At 40.3% G+C, this 24,828-nt stretch carries 22 protein-coding genes and 1 rRNA gene; 5 read left to right on the top strand and 18 right to left on the bottom strand.

All coding sequences use genetic code 11. From position 1 onward, the window contains the following. Window positions 1–160 precede the first annotated feature (160 nt). The 3 genes from rrf to cynS all read left to right on the top strand — a co-directional run bounded on the left by rrf (window position 161) and on the right by cynS (window position 1,673). Window positions 161–275 (top strand): 5S ribosomal RNA (gene rrf / locus BFG52_RS00355). A 99-nt stretch (window positions 276–374) separates the two neighbouring features. Further along, window positions 375–1,190, top strand: a complete 816-nt coding sequence (locus BFG52_RS00360; RefSeq protein ID WP_067551111.1) for a formate/nitrite transporter family protein — start codon at window positions 375–377, stop codon at window positions 1,188–1,190. 33 nt (window positions 1,191–1,223) lie between these two features. Then, window positions 1,224–1,673: a cyanase gene (cynS, locus tag BFG52_RS00365; RefSeq protein WP_067551114.1), complete on the top strand. Its 450-nt coding sequence runs from the start codon at window positions 1,224–1,226 to the stop codon at window positions 1,671–1,673. A 610-nt stretch (window positions 1,674–2,283) separates the two neighbouring features. On the opposite strand, the gene BFG52_RS00375 is transcribed toward cynS, so the two are convergent. The 17 genes from BFG52_RS00375 to ubiG all read right to left on the bottom strand — a co-directional run bounded on the left by BFG52_RS00375 (window position 2,284) and on the right by ubiG (window position 21,583). Beyond that, window positions 2,284–3,648: a phosphatase PAP2/dual specificity phosphatase family protein gene (locus tag BFG52_RS00375; protein WP_067551120.1), complete on the bottom strand. Its 1,365-nt coding sequence runs from the start codon at window positions 3,646–3,648 to the stop codon at window positions 2,284–2,286. A 144-nt stretch (window positions 3,649–3,792) separates the two neighbouring features. Beyond that, on the bottom strand, window positions 3,793–5,544 hold the full coding sequence (locus tag BFG52_RS00380) for a bifunctional alpha/beta hydrolase/class I SAM-dependent methyltransferase (protein WP_067551123.1): 1,752 nt from the start codon (window positions 5,542–5,544) through the stop codon (window positions 3,793–3,795). Next, window positions 5,537–6,181: a CDP-alcohol phosphatidyltransferase family protein gene (locus BFG52_RS00385; RefSeq protein ID WP_067551126.1), complete on the bottom strand. Its 645-nt coding sequence runs from the start codon at window positions 6,179–6,181 to the stop codon at window positions 5,537–5,539. Before BFG52_RS00385 ends, BFG52_RS00380 begins: the two co-directional genes overlap by 8 nt. Window positions 6,182–6,433: 252 nt before the next feature. Next, complete coding sequence (locus tag BFG52_RS00390; RefSeq protein ID WP_067551129.1) at window positions 6,434–6,916, bottom strand: FKBP-type peptidyl-prolyl cis-trans isomerase; 483 nt, start codon at window positions 6,914–6,916, stop codon at window positions 6,434–6,436. After that, window positions 6,909–7,448, bottom strand: a complete 540-nt coding sequence (gene lspA, locus BFG52_RS00395; protein WP_067551132.1) for a signal peptidase II — start codon at window positions 7,446–7,448, stop codon at window positions 6,909–6,911. The genes BFG52_RS00390 and lspA overlap by 8 nt, the downstream gene beginning before the upstream one ends. Further along, entirely contained in the window at window positions 7,441–10,278 is a 2,838-nt protein-coding gene (ileS, locus tag BFG52_RS00400; protein ID WP_067551135.1) for an isoleucine--tRNA ligase, read from the bottom strand. The genes lspA and ileS overlap by 8 nt, the downstream gene beginning before the upstream one ends. A 58-nt stretch (window positions 10,279–10,336) precedes the next feature. Then, window positions 10,337–11,338: a riboflavin biosynthesis protein RibF gene (gene ribF / locus BFG52_RS00405; protein WP_067551138.1), complete on the bottom strand. Its 1,002-nt coding sequence runs from the start codon at window positions 11,336–11,338 to the stop codon at window positions 10,337–10,339. A 374-nt stretch (window positions 11,339–11,712) separates the two neighbouring features. Beyond that, window positions 11,713–12,324, bottom strand: coding sequence for a TetR/AcrR family transcriptional regulator (locus tag BFG52_RS00410; protein WP_067551141.1), 612 nt, complete (start codon window positions 12,322–12,324; stop codon window positions 11,713–11,715). A gap of 664 nt (window positions 12,325–12,988) precedes the next feature. Next, window positions 12,989–13,801, bottom strand: coding sequence for an ABC transporter ATP-binding protein (locus BFG52_RS00415; protein ID WP_067551143.1), 813 nt, complete (start codon window positions 13,799–13,801; stop codon window positions 12,989–12,991). 2 nt (window positions 13,802–13,803) lie between these two features. After that, window positions 13,804–14,622, bottom strand: a complete 819-nt coding sequence (gene ssuC, locus BFG52_RS00420) for an aliphatic sulfonate ABC transporter permease SsuC (protein WP_067551146.1) — start codon at window positions 14,620–14,622, stop codon at window positions 13,804–13,806. Further along, window positions 14,619–15,797 (bottom strand): FMNH2-dependent alkanesulfonate monooxygenase, encoded by a 1,179-nt coding sequence (ssuD, locus tag BFG52_RS00425; RefSeq protein WP_067551148.1) that lies wholly within the window; start codon window positions 15,795–15,797, stop codon window positions 14,619–14,621. Before ssuD ends, ssuC begins: the two co-directional genes overlap by 4 nt. Before the next feature lie 59 nt (window positions 15,798–15,856). After that, the gene (locus BFG52_RS00430) at window positions 15,857–16,870 is read right to left on the bottom strand and encodes a sulfonate ABC transporter substrate-binding protein (protein WP_081408574.1); all 1,014 of its coding nucleotides are present in this window, start codon (window positions 16,868–16,870) and stop codon (window positions 15,857–15,859) included. A gap of 314 nt (window positions 16,871–17,184) precedes the next feature. Then, complete coding sequence (argA, locus tag BFG52_RS00435) at window positions 17,185–18,552, bottom strand: amino-acid N-acetyltransferase (RefSeq protein ID WP_067551150.1); 1,368 nt, start codon at window positions 18,550–18,552, stop codon at window positions 17,185–17,187. Window positions 18,553–18,738: 186 nt separating this feature from the next. Next, window positions 18,739–19,137 (bottom strand): RcnB family protein, encoded by a 399-nt coding sequence (locus BFG52_RS00440; protein WP_067551152.1) that lies wholly within the window; start codon window positions 19,135–19,137, stop codon window positions 18,739–18,741. Between the two features lie 231 nt (window positions 19,138–19,368). Beyond that, window positions 19,369–20,115 carry a YciK family oxidoreductase gene (locus BFG52_RS00445; RefSeq protein ID WP_067551154.1) on the bottom strand — a complete coding sequence of 249 codons (747 nt, stop codon included), beginning with the start codon at window positions 20,113–20,115 and terminating at the stop codon, window positions 19,369–19,371. A 53-nt stretch (window positions 20,116–20,168) separates the two neighbouring features. After that, a complete protein-coding gene (locus BFG52_RS00450) occupies window positions 20,169–20,864 on the bottom strand; it encodes an HAD family hydrolase (RefSeq protein WP_067558928.1) in 696 nt (231 codons plus the stop codon). A 2-nt stretch (window positions 20,865–20,866) separates the two neighbouring features. Next, a complete protein-coding gene (gene ubiG, locus BFG52_RS00455) occupies window positions 20,867–21,583 on the bottom strand; it encodes a bifunctional 2-polyprenyl-6-hydroxyphenol methylase/3-demethylubiquinol 3-O-methyltransferase UbiG (RefSeq protein ID WP_067551156.1) in 717 nt (238 codons plus the stop codon). Window positions 21,584–21,768: 185 nt separating this feature from the next. Between ubiG and BFG52_RS00460 the strand changes: the two genes are divergently transcribed. Then, window positions 21,769–22,386 (top strand): thiol:disulfide interchange protein DsbA/DsbL, encoded by a 618-nt coding sequence (locus tag BFG52_RS00460; RefSeq protein ID WP_067551158.1) that lies wholly within the window; start codon window positions 21,769–21,771, stop codon window positions 22,384–22,386. Window positions 22,387–22,506: 120 nt separating this feature from the next. On the opposite strand, the gene BFG52_RS00465 is transcribed toward BFG52_RS00460, so the two are convergent. Beyond that, window positions 22,507–23,169 carry a TetR family transcriptional regulator gene (locus BFG52_RS00465; RefSeq protein WP_067551161.1) on the bottom strand — a complete coding sequence of 221 codons (663 nt, stop codon included), beginning with the start codon at window positions 23,167–23,169 and terminating at the stop codon, window positions 22,507–22,509. A gap of 443 nt (window positions 23,170–23,612) precedes the next feature. On the opposite strand from BFG52_RS00465, the gene BFG52_RS00470 reads away from it, so the two are divergent. Beyond that, on the top strand, window positions 23,613–24,788 hold the full coding sequence (locus BFG52_RS00470) for a fatty acid desaturase family protein (protein WP_067551163.1): 1,176 nt from the start codon (window positions 23,613–23,615) through the stop codon (window positions 24,786–24,788). The last annotated feature ends 40 nt before the right edge of the window (window positions 24,789–24,828 follow it).

Here is a 24,828-nt window from a genome sequence, read left to right on the forward strand (position 1 = left end):
AGCTCATTCGATTCATTTAAAATCAAATCTACTTGATTCATGTGAAATTCTAGTTACAATACAGACCCAGTTCTAATCCGTTAATAACTCATTTGGTTAAGAAAGTATGGCACTGAATAAAAATGTTCAGATCAGACCAGAAATCACCATAAACAGTTGTGCTGGCGACAATAGCAAGAGTGAACCACCTGATCCCTTCCCGAACTCAGAAGTGAAACCTCTTCGCGCTGATGGTAGTGTGGGGTTACCCATGTGAGAGTAAGTCATCGCCAGCTCATTAATTCTAAAATCCCCCAAGTTAAACTTGGGGGATTTTTTTTGGCTTGAATTTTGCTTTTCTATATTTTCTAATAACAATAAATAAAGGAAAGCAGATGTCCTATATCAAACCAGAAGACTTCTCCAAAAAAGCAGTTGATATTGGTGCAGCAAAGATTTATATGCACTCACGGGATGTATTCATTCGTGCATTTATGGCTGGCGCTATTCTTGCTTTGGCAGCAGTTTTCGCAGTTACTATCGCTATTCAAACAACTTATCCATTAATTGGTGCACTACTTTTTCCTGTAGGATTTTGTATGCTGTATCTACTTGGCTATGATTTATTGACAGGCGTATTTGTGCTCACACCTTTGGCTTGGATTGATCGTCGTCCCGGCGTAACGCTTTTACGTATATTAAAACATTGGGGGCAGGTATTTATTGGTAATTTTGCAGGAGCATTGACTGTCGCACTGCTTATGGCAGTCGTGTATACCTATGGATTTTCAACTCAGCCTGATAAAGTCGGGCAAAGCATCGCCCACATTGGTGAAAATAGAACAATAGGTTATAAAAATTATGGCATTGCGGGTTGGATAACGATCTTTATTCGGGGAGTATTATGTAATTGGATGGTTTCACTTGGCGTCATTGGTGCCATGATTTCAACAACGGTGAGTGGGAAGTTTATTGCAATGTGGATGCCAGTTATGTTGTTTTTCTCTATGGGATTTGAGCATTCTATTGTGAATATGTTTTTGTTTCCATTTGCCATGATGATGGGCGGGCAGTTTTCTATACTTGATTATTTATTATGGAATGAAATTCCTGTGGTTTTGGGCAATCTAATCGGTGGATTGATATTGACAGGTCTTACACTGTATACGACTCACGTTAAGACAGCTGCTCAAAAAAACTTTATAAGCTAATATAATTTTCAATTTTTAAGAAAGAGAATAGATATGATTACAACACGTAAAGAAGTAACAGATTTAATGATTGCGGCGAAGATTAAAAAAAATATGAAGTGGTCTGATGTTGCACAACGATTAGGTCTATCAAAAGAATGGCTAACAGCCGCTTGTTTAGGTCAAATGGCATTAAATAAAGATGAAGCAGAGCAGATTGGTGCATTATTTGATTTAAGTGATGAAGCTATAGCATGGTTGCAGATCGTGCCGTATAAGGGAAGTTTAGATGCTGCAGTACCGACAGATCCTCTAATCTATCGATTTTATGAATTAGTTAATGTATATGGATCAACATTTAAAGCTTTAATTCATGAGGAGTTTGGTGATGGTATTATGAGTGCAATAGATTTTAATATGAATTTACAGCGTGAATCTGATCCTAATGGTGATCGTGTTAAAATAACTATGTCTGGTAAATTTTTACCTTATAAACGCTATTGAAATATTTAATGATATATTTTAAAGCTGTATAGAAATATTTAAATTTATCTAGATGTTATATTGGTTTATCTAAAATATATCATTTAAAATGAGTTTTCTATATAGCTTTAAATGCTTTGATCGTTAAATTAAATATTATTTGCGGTTTTTTTATTGTGACTTCAAGAGCCATCCAAGAACAAAAGAAATAATGTTATTAAAAATAAAGAAACTTGCATGGCGAATATTAAAAACTGTATTTTGAGCAATTTTATACAATTGCTCAAACGTATATCCCAATTACGGTTTGTTTTGGTTGTTGGCATTAGCTTAAAGGCCATTAGACTATCATCGAGTTGTGCCGTAAGATTTTCAATGTTTTTTGAGTTTGATTTTTGAGCAAAATAATCTAATAATTTTGCATCGAAATTAACTCGAATTGAAATATAGTGATGTGTTAAACCACAGAACGTTAGCAATATACAAAAGATAAAGCTGGAAAATGAGCGTGTATATTGTTCAATGACAATAAATAAGCTAAAAAATAAAAAACAGTATCCTGCCAATAATAACGACTGATTTAAGCGGAGTAATTTTGCTAGAACGATAAACTTGATTGTCATATTATTGCTCAGGCTAAATGCAGTGAATAGAGCTTGAGTTGTTGTATTTGTTGCTCTTTTAATACGACCCAAGGACGTTGCGCTTTGATTAAGCACATCGCGTCTTCGACAGTATTCACCACACCATTCTTCAGTAACCAAGCTGCCAATATGGCAGTGCTTCTAGAGTATCCTAATGCGCAAAAGATTAATAGCTTAGCACCAGATTGATTTTGATCTTGAAGTTGTTGCCATAACAAATCGAATTTTACAACTGCTTGTTGAAGCTGTTGTTGTTCTAAAGGTATTAGATCTAGACTGGTATAAGCTTGATACTGTGATTGAAGTGAATGACACGCTAGTTCGGCACAGCAATCAAATAATGCCTGATAATTTTGTCTATTTTTTTGACTGGGTAGACGACCTAAATATATCTCTTGGTCTTGATAATGTATAACAAAGCAATCTTCTTGATGTTTTAACGTCCATAGTCGGCTATTTAACCAAGCAATAACAATATAGGGTGCAAATAAAATAAGGGCTGCGTTGGTCATTTTTCCATTGGCTTGTTTTTGGAAAAAATTCGGTTTAACCAATAGATATGCGAATGAAACTAGCAATAAGCTGAATGCTGGGTAGAGCAACCATAATGCCGTGTTCTTAAAATATAAGGCGATTATGCACAGCATAGCTGCTGTGAATAGATAATAAGCTGCCAATTTAACATGTTTTGAATTGCGCTTTTGAATAGAATTTTTAAATGGAGAAACAGTTGCTACTGGAAATAACCATAGGCAAAAAGCACCAACAATAATTCCTGTTGGAATATCAATAAAATGGTGTTGCCATGTGGTTAATACAGAGATAGCTATCAGTATAGACCAGAAGTCTACGAGATATTTCCATGCACCTTTACTATGACGACGGTAAAAATCCCATAAAATCACCAATAGCACAATATGTAAAGATGGTGCTTGATTAAATGGCTTATCAAAGCCCATCAATAGATCAAACCAGAAGCCGAAGAAACCTGATAATTCAGGTCTTTCAAATGAAAATTTTAAGGGGAATAATAAGAAACAGCTAATACTAATCACTTGAGCACAAAGTAATCTTAAAGTTTGCTGTTTTAGTTCAAACGTATTCCAACACAATAATAAAGATAAAGCATAAAACAGATCGATTGACCAGTAAGGCACAATGCTCCATGCCCATAACGGAATATGCTGTTCCCAAGCAAATACGATACTCGGTACGAAACTCAGATAGCTTGCATAAGCGTTAGCAAAGCCATAACTCATAAAAAACAATGGTACAAGAAAAAATAAGACAACAATACCTCGTTTCCACGTGCCATGTTCTTTATCTGGTTGTTGTAATGCATTTATGCTCATGCAATGCTTCCATTATATTGGTATTAGATTTAAGCTTTCTTCATTTTAAATATTGGCTTATCGTTCAGTAGAACTGCAAACATATCCATTACATAGGTCAGCAGTTTTTAACTCGATGAATTAGATTAGAGCTATAGCGAAGCGTCATTCAAGTTTTTGCGCGACGGATACTGTAAATATCCCAAATTCATCAATACACTGATCTACTTTTTTAAAACCTACATGCTCTACCAAGGCATCCATTTCTGCTTGTGCACGTAAGCGCATAACCCATGCCGAGCCTGCGCGGTGTGAGGTCAGTGCACGTGCAATAAACTCTTGCTGTGGATGCCAAATTTGACCGGTATATATTAAATATCCACCGTGTTGCATGGCCTGATATATACCCTCAAGAGATTTTAAAATTTGTGCATTCTCATTAAATAACTCATATAAACCAGAAACAACGACGATTGTCGGTTGTGGTGTTGTCGCTGCTAAAGAGGCTTGATCAAAAGCATCTGCCTGAATAAATTGGGCAATATCTTCGAGCTCTAAGTTATGGATTAACTTTTGACCAGCAGTTACATTGAGTGCACTATAATCGCGTAATAAAATTGAACTCGGGCGTTCAGGGAGCTGACTGATGGTATTTAAAATATAACGCCCATGACCTGCTGCAATATCCATGATATGAATAGCGTGTTGTTGTTGACGGAGTTTCTCAATATATTTTATGAGCAGCTGTTCAATATGCTGTTTACGAATACGGATACCGCGCCAGCCGATCGCATTTAAATATTGTTGATCGATTATTTTACCCAACAGTTGAGTGCTTTCCGGTTGATTGCGGTATACAAAGTCTAGCGTACTACCAGAATCGTAACCTGTATCTTCTCCAATTTTGATACCTGTTGAAAAGCGACTGGCAAATTTAAGGTTTGCTTTAATTTGTTGCCAGATTTTATTTTTGATGGAATGTGCTGGGAATGGGGTACTTAATGTTTCTGCTACAGCGCAGCTCAAGCCAATTTTATCGGCATTTAATAATTGTGGTGCTTGATAAGGTTCATCAAAACATTGCTGGATAAAACGATGAATCTTTTGTAGTGCAATATCGCGATCTAATTCTCCTAAGGTATCATGATAGAAACCTTCTAAGACATGAAATTCTTTTTTGGGGTGGGGTAGTCTTTCATAGAATTGTTTTTGAGGTTTTTGGAAAACCACAAAATCACGACCTGAACTTAAGACTTGGGTCGGCACATAGAGATGATAAGCATCTTGTACAATACGTTTTGAGGCATCGTATAAACCCAATAAAACACGTGCTGAAATAGCACGTGCAATTAAGGGATCTTGATCATAGCTGCTAGAACGAGCGTGATCATGGGTTAACATTTTGGCTTTGACATAACTTTGAATAAAAAAGTTAGTCTTAATCTTACTGAATGCGCGTAATCCTATTTCTGCAAATGGCACATATAACTTAATATCAAAAGCTGGAGCTGCGAGGCATAATGCACGCAATTTTGGTGCATAATCATGCACCCATGTTGCCGCCAAAACAGCCCCAACACTTTGGGCAATAATGGCGATATTTTCACTGCTAATCGCATAGTGTTGTTCAATATGCTGCATAAAATATTGAATATCTTTGACACACGCAGAAAAACTTGGCGCATCACCACGTGCTCCAGGTGAATGCCCATGACCACGTGCATCCCAAGCAAAAAAATCAAACTCTGGAAAATTAAGTTCATCGACCAGATGGGCTACACGTCCTGAGTGTTCATGTCCGCGATGAAATAACACAATCGCTTTTTTCGGTTGACTATTTTGGCTGCTCGCCCAATGTTGATAATATAATGTGCTGCCATCAAAGCTTGTAAAATGAGATGAAGAGTTGTTATGCATGATTATTCGCCTGTGAAATACTATTTTTTATACGGTTATAAATTGTCAGAATTAACAGTAAACAGATGATCGTTAAAATAGCATTGATGACATAGCTAGAATAGTTCTCTGCAAAGTTAAAATAATTTTGTAATATCAAAATAATGATCAATACACTGCTCCAAAATGCTCGGTCACTTTTGCCCATAGGACCATCATAGCGGCGTTCTTGACCAATCAGTGGTGCCATAACACCTGTGTATTCGCTGAGAATAGAAAGAAAGATCATCAACAATAAAATTTTTGCTTCAACTAGATTAAAAACAATTAAACAGCTGAATAAAGCGGTGTCGGCAATAACATCGCAGAGTTCATTATAATATGCCCCAAGTTTTGACTGTTGATGGAACTCACGTGCCAACATGCCATCGATGGCATTAAAAGCCATGCGTAATAGCATCCACAATGGATAAATAAGTAAAATATAATTGGCACTATGTACGGCAAAATATTGATAGATAAATAGGCTAATGGCTAGAGAAATAAACATTGCCAATAAGGTTATTTGATTGGCGCTAATGCCTTTATTGAAAAGCCATGAAACAAAAGGTCGCAATAAGTTTTGAAAAGCTGGTTTTAATTGGTAAATAGAGGGCATCTTTTTTCGATTATTTTTAATACAAGTTTTATTAAAACAAAAGAGAAAAGGATATACAAACTTGAAATTGATAATATTTGTGTAATTGTATGGGTATATCGATCAGTATGATCTGATTAATTTGAGCTAATTGTATTATTTTCTATTTCAGTGAGAGGAGAGGGCTTGCAAATACCACTGACTTTCAAGAAAGCGGGTAGTATTTGCATGGAGATTCTTGATATAAACAGATTGTAGTGTATATCAAAGATACTATTTTAATTGAATACCTTGCTGTCCAGCAGGGGTTACTTTAAAGATTTCTACTTCAAAGCTAATATTACGCCCAGCTAAAGGGTGATTAAAATCGATCTCGGTAACATCATCTGTGACTGATTTGACTACACCAAATAAGCTGGATTTGGCTTTGTCTTCAAACTCGATCATATGACCAACGATTGGACGTTGCTCAAATTTAACGGTATCAAATGTTTGTATATTTTCTGGATTCCACGGACCAAAAGCTTCTTCAGGAGGAAGACTGACGGTACGACGGTCGCCAGCACGTAAACCAATTAAAGATTTTTCAAATCCTGGCAGTAAATTACCATCACCAATCACTAAGCTCACAGGTGCTTCACGACTACGACTATTATCTATTTCAGCACCATTTTCGATGGCAACCGAAAAATGTAATTCGACTTGAGAACCTTCACTAATCCGTATTTCTTCATTGGGTTGAATAATTTCAGTCATGTTGTGCTTCCGCATTTTGAACACGTTTCTTCTCTAAGAAGAAAGTGTCAATGATCAATAAAATAGTCCCTAGTGTAATTGCGCTATCGGCCAAGTTAAATGCTGGAAAGTGGCTATTATTGTAATACACATGGATAAAATCGACGACGTGACCCAAAACAATACGGTCAATTAAGTTACCTACGGCACCGCCGATAATCAAAGCAATTGCCATTGGAAGAATAATCAGCTTCTTCGGCATTCTCATGAGCCAAATAATAAAAATAATAGAAACTAAGCTGGCTAGCCCAGTAAAGAAATAGCGCTGCCAGCCACCTGCATCGGATAAGAAACTAAATGCAGCACCATAGTTATAAAGTAGTGTCCAATTTAAAAAGGGCATTACAGCAATAGGTTCTGCATAGTTCAAATGCGTATTGGCAATCCATTTTGTCCACTGATCTAGCACAATGGCTAGGGCGCTCAGCCCTAACCAAAGTAAGTTCGCCGGATAAAACTGCCAAGCTTTTTTATTCTGTTGAGAATTAGGCATATTTTCTCACTTCGCCACTGCCTGTGACGTTGACAATACAACGTTGACAAAGACCTGGATGCTCAGCGTGGGTATTTACATCGGGTAGTACATGCCAGCAACGAACGCATTTTTCACCTGCTGCTGCCGATACTTTTACACGTAAACCATCAATTTCAGTTACTTCACCTTGTTCTGCATCATCATGCACGATTGCCTCAGAGGTGATTAAGACAAAGCGTAGTTCATCATCAAGTTGATTGAGTACTTGCTTGAGTTCAGGTTTTACCCACAGTTCTAATTTCGCAGAAAGGTTACCACCAATCAGTTTAGCCGCCCGAGCAACCTCAATTTGTTTATTTACTGCAGATTTAATTGCAATAAGGGTTTGCCAATCTTGTTCGGAAATGGCATTGCTTTGACTGATTGTCGGAAGTTCATACCAGTAGCTGGTAAAGACATAGGCTTGTTGTTGTTCTGGAATCAGTGGCCAAGCTTCTTGTGCGGTAAAGCTTAGGATCGGACTAATCCAACGGACAAATGCTTGTACGATGTGATACAAGGCAGTTTGTGCTGAACGACGTGCTTGTGAATCTGCTTTACTGGTGTATTGGCGATCTTTAATAATATCGAGGTAGAAACCACCTAAGTCATTAATACAGAAATTGGTAATCGCGCTGCAAGCAACGTGAAAATTCATATCGGTATAGGCTTGTTGGATGGTTTTTTGTACTTCTGCAGTGCGCTGCAAGATATATTGATCCAGTGCAACCAGTTCATTTACTGGCAATACATCACGACTGGGTTGGAAACCATTGAGGTTGGCCAATAAGAAACGTAAGGTATTACGAATACGACGATAACTATCACTGACGCGGTTAAAGATTTCCTTACTTGCCGCAATTTCATAGCGATAATCGCTAGAGGCAACATAAAGGCGTAAACCATCCGCACCGAGTTGCTTAATGATGTCTTCTAGTGGAATAAAGTTACCGAGCGATTTAGACAGCTTATGACCTTTTTCATCAACGGTGAAACCATGTGTCAATAAAGACTTATAAGGGGCTTTACCATTAATCGCGATAGAGGTCAGCAAAGAAGATTGGAACCAGCCGCGGTGTTGATCAGATCCTTCCAAATACAAATCAGCAGGTGCTGCCAGTTCTGGACGCTGTTGTAATACTGCATAATGGGTGGTGCCAGAGTCAAACCAGACATCTAAAGTGTCGCGTACACAGTTGTATTGTGCTGCTTCTTCACCCAAGAAATCTTCTGCACTGCGGTTATACCAGGCATCAATGCCTTCTTGCTCAATGAGCTGAGCAACTTGTTCGAGGAGCTCATTGGTGCGTGGATGTAGCGCATTGGTATCTTTGTGTACAAAGAAGGGGATTGGCACACCCCAAGTCCGTTGTCGAGAAATACACCAGTCTGGGCGACCTTCGATCATGGCTTGAATACGGTTTTTACCCCAATCGGGTACAAATTGAATGTCATTTTCAATGGCATCGAGCGCTTTTTGGCGTAAGCCTTGCGCATCCATGCTAATAAACCATTGCGGTGTGGCACGGAAGATAATGGGGGTTTTATGACGCCAGCAATGTGGGTAGCTATGGCGAATTTTAGCATGTGCCCATAGCTTTTGGCTGTCCGTCAATGCGGCAATAATTTTAGGATTGGCTTTATAGATGTGTTCACCAGCAAAAATAGGTGACGTTTCTAAATAAACACCATTACCGCCCACTGGATTGTCGACCAATAATTGATATTGTAAGCCTACTTTATAGTCATCTACACCATGACCTGGCGCTGTGTGAACCGCACCGGTACCACTGTCAGCCGTGACGTGCTCACCTAAAATAACGGGTACTTGGCGTGTTGCAATTAAAGGATGTTGTAATTGTAAGTGTTCTAATGCCTGACCTTTAAAGTCGGCTAATACCACAGGATTTTCCAACTGATAACGTTCACATGCGCTGGCAACAAGATCCTTGGCCAAAAGCAAATTACGTAAACCCGTATCGGTTTGTACTTGTACAACTTGATAGTCAATTTCAGGATGTACTGAGACCGCTTGGTTGGCTGGTAACGTCCATGGCGTTGTGGTCCAGATGACGATATCAGTTGGGTGGCTAATGTTCGCATCAATACGTTGTGACAAGTCTGCCAAATTGACGATGGCAAAACCAACATCAATTGCATCGGATGTTTTATCTTGGTATTCAACCTCAGCTTCCGCCAATGATGAGCCACAGTCTAAGCACCAGTTCACCGGTTTTAGCCCCGGTTGTACATGACCAGCTTTTTGGATTTCACCTAGACTACGGACAATATCAGCTTCTTGTTTATAGTTCATGGTTAGATAGGGATTGTCCCAATCGCCCAATACACCCATACGGATGAAGTCTTTCTTTTGGATATCAATTTGCGTATAAGCATATTCACGACAAGCTTTACGAAAAGCAGAAGCATCAAGGTTGACACCAACTTTACCAACTTTTTCTTCTACTTTTAGCTCGATTGGTAAGCCATGACAGTCCCAGCCAGGAACATAAGGTGCATCATAGCCATCTAACGTTTTGCTTTTTACAATAATGTCTTTTAGTACTTTATTAACAACGTGACCTAAATGTAGTGTGCCATTGGCATAAGGAGGGCCATCGTGCAAAATATATTTTTTCTTACCAATACGCGAAGCACGAATTTGCTGATAAATGTTGTCGGCATACCACTGTTCTAACCATTTAATTTCACGCACCGCAAGGTTAGCCTTCATGGCAAAGTCGGTACCTGGGAGGTTGAGGGTGGCTTTGTAGTCCACTGCATTGTCAGAATTTTGCTTATCGCTCATGCAAGTTGTCATCCAAATAAATCAGCTCGTGCTGACGCGTTTCATATTAAAGTTTAAATTAAACAGGAGAGTTCGGTGTTGTTTTACGAAACTCAATCAGTTCCACGACATCACCTGCAATTCCAGTCTTGAGTGCCTCTAGTGACGGATAATTCAGTTCACCATGTAGGTAGTTGAGGAAAGTCACCCGCATCAATAAACCATACAGATTAGCAGAAAGTTCAGGAAAATGTACTTCTAATCGCCATTCTGGCTGTTGCTGTTCTATTGATGGTCGTGTTCCAACATTGGCTGCTCCAAATAAACTATTGTTTTGGTAGCCTTTTATTCCTTTTAATGCGGTATTTTGTTGGGTGAGAAGCTGCGGAAAATCCGCACTTTCACAGACCACTTCAACGCCATAAATTCCTTTTAGACATGGTCTATGACGACTCATCGCCACATTGATGGTGGGGAAGTTGAGTTCACGACCAATTTGATCGCCATAGCCGACGCGTCCGATCATGCTATAAGGGCGACCTAGCAGTTGCGCAGCCAGCTGTAAGTCACCTTGTTGCAAAACGTGTCGAATACGGGTTGAACTGACCCGTTCGCCTGCATATTGCACGGTGTTAAGATGAATGACTTCAAAGCCATATTGTTTTAAAAATTCACTATTACCCTGACGATTTTTACCAAAATGAAAATCATCACCGAGTACTAAACATTGCGCATTGAGTCGATATTTTAAAAGATCGGCAAAGTCTTGTGCACTCATACTGCGCAAATGATGATCAAATTTTGCAATGACCACATAATCGACACCGAGTGTTTTGAGATATGTTACTTTCTCACGCAAAGAGCTAATACGTGGTGGTGCATCATAACCCTTAAAAAATTCTAAGGGTTGTGGTTCAAAAATCATCACCACTGATTGTAGCTGCTGTGCGGCAGCAATGGATTTTAGCTGTGAAATCATGGCTTGATGTCCAAGATGGATGCCATCAAAATTACCAATGGTCACTGCAGTTTTTGGCAATTGTTTATTGGGGGATAAAGCATTTAGGCGTAACAGCTTCATGATTTCCATAAAAACTAAATATCGAAGAGTTGATATATTGCCATAATCTAAGCTTTACGTCTTGTTGTTGTGTTTTTAAACGCTAAAAAAGATATGAACTGATTTTTATTTACATGACGCAGAACGATGCAGGATGCAAACCAAGAGTAAAACAAGAGTAAAACAAGGGTTAAGCAAGGACTACGCGGGGATTAAGACAGTTGCAATAGGGGGGCATTAAACTGTGCAACAGATTGACTTTTAGATATTTTTTAGTTGTATGACAGCATGATGATAGTTGCTTAGGTCGGTCTGTATGTAGGATCTGGCGACCATAGTTTTGCTATGGTCGTAAGCCAAATGATATGCGGTATAACCTGAAGATACCCATGGTTTTATCGCGGTAAAATACCGTATAAAAGAAGGTGTACAGTATGTTGTACACTGCGTTGGTAAATGTGGCGGCTGCGTAAAGATTTTCCCATTAAAATTTCAATTTGCGTGGTAAAGTCTGCATAGTTTTGTGTAATACCCCATATATTGATAATTAATAATTCTGGATCAATTTCTTTAGAGATTTTGCCTTGTTCTTGCCAAGTTAAAATAACTTTGGCTTTACGTTTAAATAATTTTTTAAGTGGGCCTTTTAAGATAGATAAAATATGTGGTGCACCTTGAATAATTTCTAAAGCAAAAAGTTTTGAAGCTTTGGGTTCAGTAATGGCAACATCGATTTTCGTTATTAAGTATTGTGCAATTGCTTCTGTTGGTTCGCAGTCAGGTTCTAGGGTTTGTAAGGGGGTTAACCATTTTTGCATTACAGAAGTGAGTACTTCTACATATAATGCTTCTTTGTTGGCGTAATAATAAAAAATATTAGATTTATGCATTTCTGCAAGTCGAGCAATTTCATCGAGGCTCGCCCCATTAAATCCATATTGAGAAAAAACATCCAGAGCTGCGGCAAGGAGTTGGTGTCTTTTTTGAGTACTCTTTTTTTGTTCCATTGCATATCGTGACAGTTAGTAAGGGTGGCTAAATTGTACGGTATATTTTTGCGTTTGTTGACAGCTTAAATGCTTATTTCTGGTGATATTCCTTGCTGTACTGTTTAGTTAAACTTATCGAATGGTAGGCTTTATTATTGATTAAATTTGAACTGAATTGAAAGGTATAGATTCTATAAGGTATTTTTTATTTTTTGAATTGTTTTTGCACAGTTGATTTTAATTTTACTTAAAAGCAAAACCAAGTGAAATGGTTTATTTAATTATGAAGTTATACTGGTGTTAAGTCATTAAAAGTGTAGAAATTATTAAAATAAATATCATGTCAATTGCATAATATTACATCTGGGAGATATTTTGAAGCACGAAATTCTAACGCTTAAAGGTAAATTCTATTGTTAAAATTTGTGCTTAGAATAGCTAGGTATTTAAAAAATAGGAAGATTTGTATTTTTTGATCAAGTAAGGTGAATTGTCAAAATTTGCAGTTGCTTCAACATAATTGTTCTTGAACCTGTATTTGAGAGTCGCTTAAGGCTAAAAAATAACAGATAGCTCCAAAAAACCTAAATGCATGTCTATTAACATGGATATTTTAGCTATTACTATATTGAGTCGAAGATAATGTTTAAATAACCTGTTTATTAAAAGATATGTCCCTGTTTTAATGATTGAGTATGGCATTTAAAACATTTTGTTCGATTTCAACAAAATCATGATTTTTGACACGTGGTCTTGCTAAATTGATATGAAATTGCTGCAATATTTTTCCTTGATCCAGGAATATGATACGGTCTGCTAATAGCACTGCTTCAGTTACATCATGGGTAACCAATAATGCCGTAAAGCCTTTTTCTAACCACAGTTTTTCAATGAGTTTTTGCATTTCTAAACGGGTAAGTGCATCTAAAGCACCTAAGGGTTCATCGAGTAATAGAATTTGGGGACGATGCGCCAAAGCACGCGCGAGTGCAACCCGTTGTTGTTGACCACCAGATAATTGCGCTGGCCAATGCTGGGCTTTTTCGGCGAGACCAATATGCTTTAAAAGCTGTTCAGCTTGAGAAAATTGCGTTGTGGCGAGACCAAGTCTGATATTTTCAATAACACTTTGCCATGGCAATAGCCTTGGGTTTTGAAACATCACCCGTAAGTTGTGACGACTAGCATGTTGCTGGGCAGAAACATCGTCTTGGTGACTATGCTGTGCAAAATCAATATTGCCTTGGCTTTGTTGTTCTAAGCCCGCGATTAGTCGGAGTAAGGTGCTTTTACCACAGCCACTTTTACCAACAATAGCAACAAATTCTCCAGCTTGAATGTTGAGATCAAGTTGATCTAATACCGTGAGTTCGCCATAGTGTTTACTGAGCTGTTTAAGCTGTATGGAGGCGCCTATCGCATCTTCATTTTCAACAATTTGCCGAGGGAGCGCGCGATGCTGATGTAGATAAGGATTGAGCGTGAGATAAGTCATTATTAATCACCCGTTTGATAAGCTGAATGCCAGCGTAATAAGCGCCGTTCTAAATAGGCAGCCAGTACATCTGCGATTTTGCCCAATAATGCATATAACAAGATTCCGACCAGCACCACATCGGTCTGAAGAAATTCTCGTGCATTCATGGTCATATAACCGATACCTGATTGTGCTGAAATGGTTTCTGCCACAATGAGTAATACCCAAACTAAGCCTAAAGCAAAACGTAGCCCAACGAGGATGGAGGGCAGCGCGGCCGGTAAAATGATATTTTTATAAAGTTGCCATGGATTGAGACCGTAGCTTTTTCCCATTTCGATGAGCTGTGGATCAACTGCGCGTATGCCATGATAGGTATTGATATAAATTGGAAAAAACACGCCTACTGCAACCAGAAATAACTTGGCAGTTTCATCGATACCAAACCATAGAATCACTAATGGAATCAATGCTAAAGCCGGTATGTTACGAATCATTTGCAGGGTGGTGTCGAGTAAATTGGAGGCAATTTTAGAGGAGCCGTTTAGTAAGCCAAGTACTAAGCCCAGCCCGCCACCAACGCATAATCCCAATAAGGCTCGACCTAAACTGACTTGCACATGGCGCCATAACTCACCACTTTTAAGGAGATCCCAAAAGGCAATGGCGACGCTGGATGGTGCAGGTAATACGCGACTCTGTAGCAGCCCCAGGCTTGAGCAACTTTGCCAAATGATCAAGAGTAAAAGCGGAACGAGCCAAGGCGTCAAAACAGTTAAACTGTGTTTGACTCCACGTGAAACCACATTGAGATTGGTTGCATGGCGGGCTGTTTTCATGTTGTCTCCGAAACTACCTCTGCTGTCACTGTCGTTTTAGGAGGGGTATAGTTATTGGCAACAATTTCTCCAAACGGACCCGTTAGATGTGGTTGACTCAGTTTTTCCTGTAAGGTCAGGGGAAGTAAAGGGAAAACCAATTCAGCAAAGCGGATGGCTTCTTCCAAATGTGGATAACCGGAGAAAATAAAAGTATCAATGCCGAGGTCTGCATATTCTTGAATCCGTGCTGCGACTGTTGCAGGATCACCAACCAGGGCCGTTCCCGCACCTCCACGCACTAAGCCCACACCTGCCCATAAGTTTGGTGAAACCTCCAATTTACTACGGTCACCATTATGGAGCTCAGCCATACGCCGTTGCCCGACAGAATCCATTTGCTTAAATTTCTGTTGCGCAATGGCAATGGTATCGTCATCTATATATTGAATGAGCTCTTCAGCAGCTTGCCAAGCTTGTTGTGCTGTTTCACGAACAATGACATGAAGTCGAATACCATAGTTGAGACGTCGACCTTTGGCTGCTGCGGCATCTTTGACACGCTGGATTTTTTCTTTGACCGCAGCAGGTGGTTCACCCCAGCTGAGATAGGTATCAACTTGGTCTGCAGCTAAAGCAATCGCATCTTCAGACGATCCACCAAACCAAAGCGGTGGATAGGGTTTTTGTATGGGTGGATATAAGAGTTTGGCATGATCGACACTTAAACTTTCACCATGAAAACTAAAGTCTTCTCCCTCATGTGAGCGACGAAGAATCTCACGCCAAATGGTCAGATATTCTGCTGCTGTTTTATAGCGTGTCGCATGGTCTTCGTAAACGCCATCTCCTTGCAGTTCTTGTTCATCACCACCTGTGACCAAATTCAGCAGTACGCGCCCACCAGATAAACGGTCGAATGTTGCTGCCATACGCGCGGCCAATGCTGGCGTAGTAACACCAGGACGCAGTGCCACTAAAAATTTCAGTCGTGTGGTGGCATCGATGAGGCTGGCAGCACTGATCCAAGGGTCTTCGCATGATCTTCCTGTTGGAATCAATACGCCTTCATAGCCCAGCTGATCCGCAGCGATGGCAATCTGTTTCATATAGCTATGATCTACAGTGCGTGCGCCTTTGCTGGTGCCTAAATAGCGGCTATCACCATGGGTGGGAATGAACCAAAAAATTTTCATCATGACTTCCTTCATTCAATTTTCTTTATGCTTGCGCTTTAATGTTTTTAAGTCTGGGCTTAAGGGCTGAGTGCTGCGGCATCTTTATCGGTTAATACGGCACTATGGATATTGAGTGGTTTAGGAATTAACTTTTGCTGATAGAATGCATCGGCAACAGCCTGTTGCTGCTCAATCACGGTTGGGCTAATGATTTGCACGCCAAAGCCCATTCTTGCTGTTGCGGCTTTTAAAATACTCGGTGCTAAACCGGTAGGCTTTTGCATCAGTTCAGCTGCGGCATCTTGATTGTGTTGTAGCCATTGTGTGGTGGTATCTAAGGACTGAATGACGGTCTTAAATACTTGTGGATGTTGTTGGACAAAATTACGATCAGCCAAATAGAATTGGTGGTTGCTGACGACTTTATCGCCAGTGGCAAGGACTTTTGCACCTAACTGTTGTTCAGCTGCGGCAAAGAATGGGTCCCAGATTGCCCAAGCATCTACTGCACCTTTTTCAAAGGCGGCACGGGCATCTGCTGGCGGCAGATACACCACTTCGATATCATCCAAACTGAGTTGATTGGCTTCCAATACTTTAAGCAGTAAATAATGTACATTGGAGCCTTTATTGAGAACCACACGTTTGCCTTTTAGATCTTTTACCGACTGAATGGTGGAGTTTTTAGGCACGATAATCGCTTCTGCAAAGGGTGCGGCAGGCTGGTTGGCGAGATAAATTAAGTTTGGATTGGCGGCTTGTGCAAAGATTGGAGGGGCTTCTCCTGCTTCACCCAAGACGACACTACCGACATTGAGCCCTTCGAGTAACTGCGGACCTGCGGGAAACTCAATCCATTTGACCTCAACACCTTGGGCTTTGAGTGCTTGATCGAGTTCACCACGGGCTTTGACGATGGGTAAAACACCATATTTTTGATAGCCAATATTTAAAGTAGTGTGTTGTTGTTTTTGTTCACACGCGCTCAGGAACAATGCACCGGACATACTCAAACCAACGAGGATTCGTTTTGCTGAAGAGCTGCTGATCGGTTTTTGGGTTCTCCCGGCAAAGTGAATACGCGTATGCATAATGTCCTCAATGAGATGATCGTGAATGGAATAGACCATTACGCTAATCGTCTTTTTCAGAACAAAAAAATAAGTTTTTAGGCTTTAGTCAGCAGAAAAAAAGATAAAATTAAAAATGCTGTAGATATCACTAAATATGCTGAAATCACATGGCTAGTTCATCTAAAGGTCGTAGGGATTATCTTTAATATATTATTAGAAATGAATGATATAGCTTTTATTTTGTGAGATGTTGAGCAATAACTACAATTTTGTTATTGCTCAAGTATTTATCTCAATATCATCAAAATCTGCATTCATTAGCAAAAAATAAGCTATAGCGGAGATGATGAAATTAACTTTTTAAAGACCATTGAGTTACGTTGGAAGTTATACATGGCTTGGCGCGCAGCAGGTAAATCATCAACACTCGCCGTATGAAAGCCATGTTCAATAAACCAATGCGCAGTACGTGTGGTCAATACAAATAATTGTGCAATGCCTTGTTGGGCGGCTTTTTGTTCGAGGAAGTGTAAGATTTGACTGCCACGATTGGATTTGCGATAGCTTGGATGCACTGCCACACAGGCAATTTCGGCAGATTGTAAGGTTTCGCCGCTGCCCGTTGGAATGGGATATAACGCAGCGCATGCCAAAATAGTGCCATCGCGCTCAATCACGGCAAATTGTTCTATTTCATTTTCTAAGCGTTCTCGAGAGCGATAAACCAAAATACCTTGTTGTTCCAATGGGCGTAGTAAGTTCATGAGTCCGCCGACATCATCGATCTGTGCCATGCGAATATCTTCATAATGGGCATCACTGATCATGGTACCTATACCATCGCGCGTAAACAGTTCTTCGAGTAAGGCACCATCGTAGTGATAAGACAATAGGTGAACACGATGAATACCTTGTAGGCAGGCATGCTTAGCATTGTGTAAATAGAGGGCGATATCTGGATTTGAATCGCGGTATTTATCGATTTGCTGATCTAATTGCTGTGGGGAAAGTTCTCGAATCAGTTTACCGTGTTCATCCATTAGTCCTTGTTGGTTACCCAAGAAAATCAGCTTATCTGCTTGTAAGGCGATCGCAGCTTTGGTGGCGACTTCTTCTGCTAAGACATTAAAAATTTCTCCGGTCGTGGAGTAGCCAATCGGTCCCAGCAATAGAATATTATGATGATTGAGGTGTTGTTGCATCGCTTCGATATCTAGATTGCGAATTTCACCGGTCAGTTGAAAATCAATCCCATCACGAATGCCATACGGTTTTGCGGTGACAAAATTTCCAGAAACGGTATCGATGCGTGCACCATGCATTGGCGAGTTTGCCAAGCCCATAGACAATAATGCCTCAATTTGCAGTCGAATAGCACCAACCGCATGAATGACACAGTCTAGAGATTCTCGTGTGGTAATGCGGTGACTGCCATGAAATGGACTGTTAATGCCTTTTTGTTGCAAGTGCGTATTGATCTGTGGACGTGCACCATATACTAGCACCAGACGAATACCGAGTGAGTGCAGTAAGGCGATATCGTGAATAATATTCTTAAAATTTGCATCCAGAATCGCCTCACCCGCAAACATTAACACCATGGTTTTGTTGCGATGCGCGTTGATATATGGCGCAGAATGACGAAACCAATGGACGTAAGGTTGGGAGCTATGCGATGTTTCCACGTGATTTGACCTCATGCAATATGCGAAATGGAACAAGCGCTCTACTCGCGCTTGTCATTTGATTATTCTAGTCAAAAAATGTGAAATAGCCTACCAAATGCTGCATGCGATCAGGGCTGACACATACGAATTAGCATCGCGTTTAGGATTGGGTATGGCTAGGAAGTCGAGTCTATATTGTATATGACGCATCTAGGGACATTAATATTCCATAATTTGAATAATATTATTGGTTTCCGAATCAACTAAAATATAGTCATTGTTGACTTTATACCATTGTTGATTTCGTGCAGGCTTGGGCAGATTGGTACCACGATAATCTACCTTATAACTGTCGCTTCGATAATGTTGTGGCATCACATAACCAGCTTGCCATTTATGTTGTTGCAAGCGTCTTAAGCCACGTTGTTCTCGTTCACGACGTCTTTGCTGCATGCTATCATCGTCATTATTTTCATTGGCTAGATTTTGAAATCTATAGCCAGTCGCGTCACGTTTATAATCGTTAGGCCCACCATAATGACGAGGGTTTGCATTGGCAACTTGATGCACTAGGCATAGCGAAAACATCAGCGCTAAAATCGCGTAGAGCTTTTGCATAGTTTACCCTCTTGGACTCAATTTATATTTTTTCACGTTACTAATCTACCCGTTAAATGCAGAGAAACAATGAAGATATTTGTGTATCTAAATGAAGAACTTGTAGATGATCTACATGATTTAATTATTAAAAGTCAGTATAAAGTGTCGACCTATTATATAAAAATTGCAGCGCATAGGCAGTAGTACGCTGCAAGTTTATCGTAAAATTATAATTATTTTACGATGCATTTAATCTTGCGCATTGATGCTTTCTCCATTGAGATGAGCACTGTCTTCGCCCATCAGATATAAATATGCGGGCATAATGTGTTCTGGTGTAGGCAGTGTTTTAGGATCTTCTTCTGGAAATGCCGAGGCGCGCATGGCCGTCCGTGTGCCGCCTGGATTAATACAATTGTATCGAATATTCGGGTAGGTATTTTCGAGGGCGAAAATTTTGCTCATCGCTTCCAAAGCAAATTTTGATACAGAATAAGCCCCCCAACGTGCCCGAGCTTCGCGACCAACGCCGGAACTGGTAAAGACCACAGAAGCTTGTTCAGCCTGCTGCAATAAAGGCAATAACTCTTGGGTGAGCACAAAGGGGGCACGTAAGTTAACGGCGATGACGTCATCCCATAGCTCACTGTTATAATGTGCTAGTTCAGTGCGTTCACCCAGAATACCTGCATTATGTAAAATACCATCTAGGCGACCAAATTGTTGCTGTAAGGTATTGCGTAACAGCTCATAGTCGCGTGCTGTCGCGGTTGAAAGTTGTAAGGGTAAAATGGCTGGTTGCGGCGCACCTAAGCCTTCAATCTCATCATAGATCACCTCAAGCTTATTTAAGGTGCGTCCATGTAAGACAACCGTCGCACCATGTAGGGCATAGCTAATTGCCGCTGCACGACCGATCCCATCACCTGCACCAGTAATTAAAATAATCTTGTCTTTAAGTAAATCTGAACGCGGTTGATACTCGGAAAATTTCATAACAAGACCTCCAGATCATCATTGTTATTTGGGGTTATTCGGGTTATTAGGATTTATAAAGAATATGCTCGTGTTGCGTGGTGTGCGAGGCGACTATTTAAAAGTTTTTGTAAATCAGCAACACTATCAATAATTGCATCGGCATGCCACGCTGCCAAGTCATCTCGATAGGCTGCGGGCAAATAACCATAGGCAGCTAAAATGGTATACATGTGAGCATTGCGACCAGCATCGATATCACGTGGATGGTCACCGACATAAATAATATGTTGACTGTCTAATTGCAATTGTTTCGCAGCCAAATACATCGGTTCTGGGTCAGGCTTGGTATGCTGTACGTCTTCGGGGCAGACCAGAACGGCACAGCGTTGCTCGAGTGCCAAGGCTTTGAGTAAAGATTCACTGAGCGCACGGGGTTTATTGGTGACGATTCCCCAGGGAATTTGTGCTGCCTCCAATTGCAGCAGTAATTCATCCATGCCTGCAAACAGACGAGTATCAACAGCGATGTTTTCGGCATAAATATCTAAAAAGCGCTGACGGTGAGCCAGAAAGACTGGATCATCACTTGCCAGCTCTGGATAGACCAATTGCACCATGGCACGGGCACCTTCAGAGACTTGGCTCCGAATGTGTGCGGCATCGACCACGGGACGCTGTGCCTGACGACACATTTCTTGAATGATGCGAATAAAGTCAGCAGCCGTGTCGATCAGGGTACCATCTAAATCAAATAATACTGCTTGCACAGTCATGCCGATGCCTCTTTTTGTGTATATACCATATAGTTGACGTCGACATTTGCGCCCAACCAATAATGTTTGGTTAGTGGGTTATAATGTAGACCAGTCATATCTTTGAGGGTGAGTTGTGCTGCGCGTATATCATGTGCCAGTTCAGCAGGTTTAATAAATTTATGATAATCGTGTGTGCCACGTTTTAATAAGCGCAAGACATATTCAGCACCAATAATGGCAAATAAATAAGCTTTCGGATTACGGTTAATGGTGGAGAAAAAAACATGTCCGCCGGGTTTGGCGAGTTTTTGGCAAGCTAGAATAATCGATGCCGGGTCGGGTACATGCTCCAACATTTCCATGCAAGTGACAACGTCATATTGTCCTGCCTGCTGTTCTGCGAGCTGTTCTACAGGAATCTGACGGTACTCAATATGATGTACATTCTCTTGTTCTGCATGTAAGCGTGCAACGTTAAGTGGTGCTTCACCCATATCGATACCCAGTACTTCTGCACCACGTCGTGCCATGCTCTCTGCTAAGATTCCACCGCCACAGCCGACATCTAAAACTTTTTTGCCTTGGATGCCACCGGATTTGTCATCGATCCAATTGAGACGCAATGGGTTAATCTGGTGTAATGGACGGAATTCAGCATTCTGATCCCACCATAAGCTTGCGAGGGCCTCAAATTTGGCAATTTCTTGTGGATCGACGTTGAGTTGCGACATAAGCGGCCACCTCTAAGCTATTTGGTTGAATGAAAAAATGATATTGATTAATCTAGTGTAGCGCTAATTCTGAAAAAAGCGATCAATCCTGAAAAAAACTTCACATAAGCAAAACGATTTTCCCATATTTGTTTTATAGTTAGCACATAAGCTATAGGCTGTACAATTCGAGGATAAACAGCGTAATGAAAAAATTTATTTTGGCTGGCATCGCTGCTGGCATCATGGCCTTCTCAATGCAAAGCATGGCAGCAGATTTCGTTGCAGGTAAAGACTACACGGTGATTAAGAATCCGGGTAAAGTTGATGTGCCTGGTAAGATCGAAGTACGTGAGTTCTTTTGGTACGGTTGCCCACATTGTTATACCTTAGAACCGCATATGCAAACTTGGTTAAAGAATATGCCTAAAGATGTACGCTTTTTACGTACACCCGCGGCAATGAATAAATTATGGGAACAAGGTGCACGTGCATATTATGTATCTGAGGCATTGGGCATTCGTCAAAAAACGCATTTACCCTTAATGCATGCAATTCATGCTGAAAATAAACAAATTTTTGATCAAGCTTCTTTGGCAAAATTTTATACAGCATATGGTGTCCCAGAAGCGAAATTCAATGGTTTATTTAATTCATTTGCTATTAGTGCCAAAATCGCTGAATCCAATAAACTCGCACAACAATATCAACTGACAGGCGTACCAGCTGTGGTTGTGAATGGTAAATACATCGTGACAGGTGAAGATGGGAAAGTAACCCAAGTTCTGGATTACCTTGTTAAGAAAGAACGTGCAGCCAAATAAAATATAAAAAATTACCATGAACTGTTTTGATGATTAAACCTGCTACGGCAGGTTTTTTTCTGTCGTTTAAACAATGTTGCGGCTTAGAAAGTTGTCACTGCAAAATTGTAGTGATAGACATTATTGATCGAAAGGATGACCTTGTGCGGTTGATTTTGCAGTATGAACCGCGCCACAAAACATTAAGTGCGCTTGTTGAGTGATATGTTGTTTGAGCCGTTCTTTTTCTGCATTTTGTTCACTGGCAGGTGGCTGTTGCAGCAAATCAATCCATGACATTGCCCAAGTAAAAGAAAGATTAATCAAAATGCCTGTGAGTGCATTGAGATGATTTAGATTTTGTAATTGCTGTATGGCATCTATTTTGGCAAATTCTTGGCTTAAATCTTCAACTAAAAAATTAATTTCACGCGAAATCGCCAAACGTAATTGTTCGGAACCTCCCCAGCGCTCAGAAATCATAAAAATCCATGGTGCAGGGTTTTGCTCCACAGCGGTGATAAAAATATCTAAACTAGAATGATTGCGATCAGGCACTAAATAATTACGCCCAATTTGATATAAAACGGTTTTAATATCAACAGAAACCTGATCGACAAGCTCAGTCCCCAGTTGGCTCATATCATTAAAATGCCGATAAAAAGCTGTTGGCACTAGACCTACTTCGCGGGTCAGTTCGCGTAAACTGATACTCGAAAAAGCACGACCTGCACGACTCAATGACAAGGCTGCATTGAGTAAGGCTTGACGGCTTTGTAATTTACGCTCATCGCGAATCGACATATTCTTGTTCTCTATTCATTCCATTCCCTTTGAGTCTATCAAAAAAGTACAGCTGATATCTGCTTGATTGCAAAATACCGTTAGATGGTATGTTGCGATACGATTAAAAAGTAGTGTGATGTTCTATATCAGTTTTTTCAATTCTTTTTGAAGAAAGCAGGATTTTATTGAGCGCAGGGCACAAAAATAAACAGCTTTGGGTCAAGGCTTTTGTTTATAGTTGCCTATATCTTGAAACAGCATAGATCGAATAGCTGTATATCCCTATACAATCATTTAAAATTGCAACGGCTTATTCATCAGATCTGTGTGTCAAAGTATCAGTTAATCTATAAAAAACTAAGCTAAAAATGAAGTTAAAAAACCAATTTAAAAACAATAGCGCTAAAGCAGGTTAGACCCATAACAATTTAGACCCATGCGTATAGAGCTGGAGTATTACAATGAATATGTCACAACAATTTTTTCCAAGTCAGCATGTCTCTGGTTTAAGCACTGTACAAATCGAACAATTTGGACAGCGCATTGATGAGATTCGCCAGCGTATTATTCTTGATCTCGGTGAAAAAGATGCGCGCTATATCCGTAAAATTCGCAATTTTGTGCGTTATAGTGAAGCAGGTGCACGGACTTTACTGACGTTCGCTGCATGGCTTCCCCCAGTTTGGCTCGCTGCTACAGCCCTGTTAGGCGTTTCTAAGATCGTAGAAAATATGGAGCTGGGTCATAATGTGATGCATGGTCAATTTGATTGGCTCAATGACCAGAGTTTAAATGGTAGTCGATATGACTGGGATACCATCGCCACGGGAGATGATTGGCGCTATTGTCATAATTATATCCATCATACTTATACCAATATCGTCGGGCAGGATCATGATGTTGGCTATGGTCTATTACGTGTCAGTCAGGCACAACCCTGGGAGGTGCGTTTTATCTGGAATATTCCTTTAGCCATTCAATTGATGCTATTTTTTGAATGGTATGTCGGCTTACAGAATTTGCATTTAGAAGATGTCATGGTTTATAAGCGCAAAACATGGTCTGCGGTCTGGCAACAGTCTGCAGGGGTACGTCGTAAAGCGTTGCGACAAGTTCTCAAAGACTATGTGTTTTTCCCAGCGATCTCGGGTATCAATGCGCCTGCCGTATTTACTGCCAATTTTACTGCCAATATTATACGTAATATTTGGGCTTCGGCTGTGATTTTTACGGGTCATTTTACTGAGCAAGCACAGACATTTAGTCAGGTGCCTAATGGTGAAGAAAGTCGGGCAGAATGGTATATTCGACAGATACTTGGCTCTAGTAATTTTACTGGAGCGCAGTGGTTGCATATCCTCAGTGGAAATTTGAGCCATCAGATCGAGCATCATTTGTTTCCCGATCTACCTGCCAATCGCTATGCTGAAATTGCACCAGAGATCGAAGCTTTATGTCAGGAATATGGTCTTTACTATAATCAAGCAAATTTTGCTAAGCAATTTTTGGGCGTCTGGCAACGTTTAGCTGAGCATGCTCTCCCTGATGATTTGAGCATCTCAGAGACGGCTGCTTTGTTACTAAAGCGCAGTGGTCAAGGTTTGGTTCGCCGTTTCAAAGCGCGTTGGCGTAATTAAGGTTCGTAATCTTGCGGTATTGCAGTGATTTTAATTGAGT

Origin of the sequence: Acinetobacter larvae, from assembly GCF_001704115.1 — a bacterium.
GTDB lineage: Bacteria > Pseudomonadota > Gammaproteobacteria > Pseudomonadales > Moraxellaceae > Acinetobacter > Acinetobacter larvae.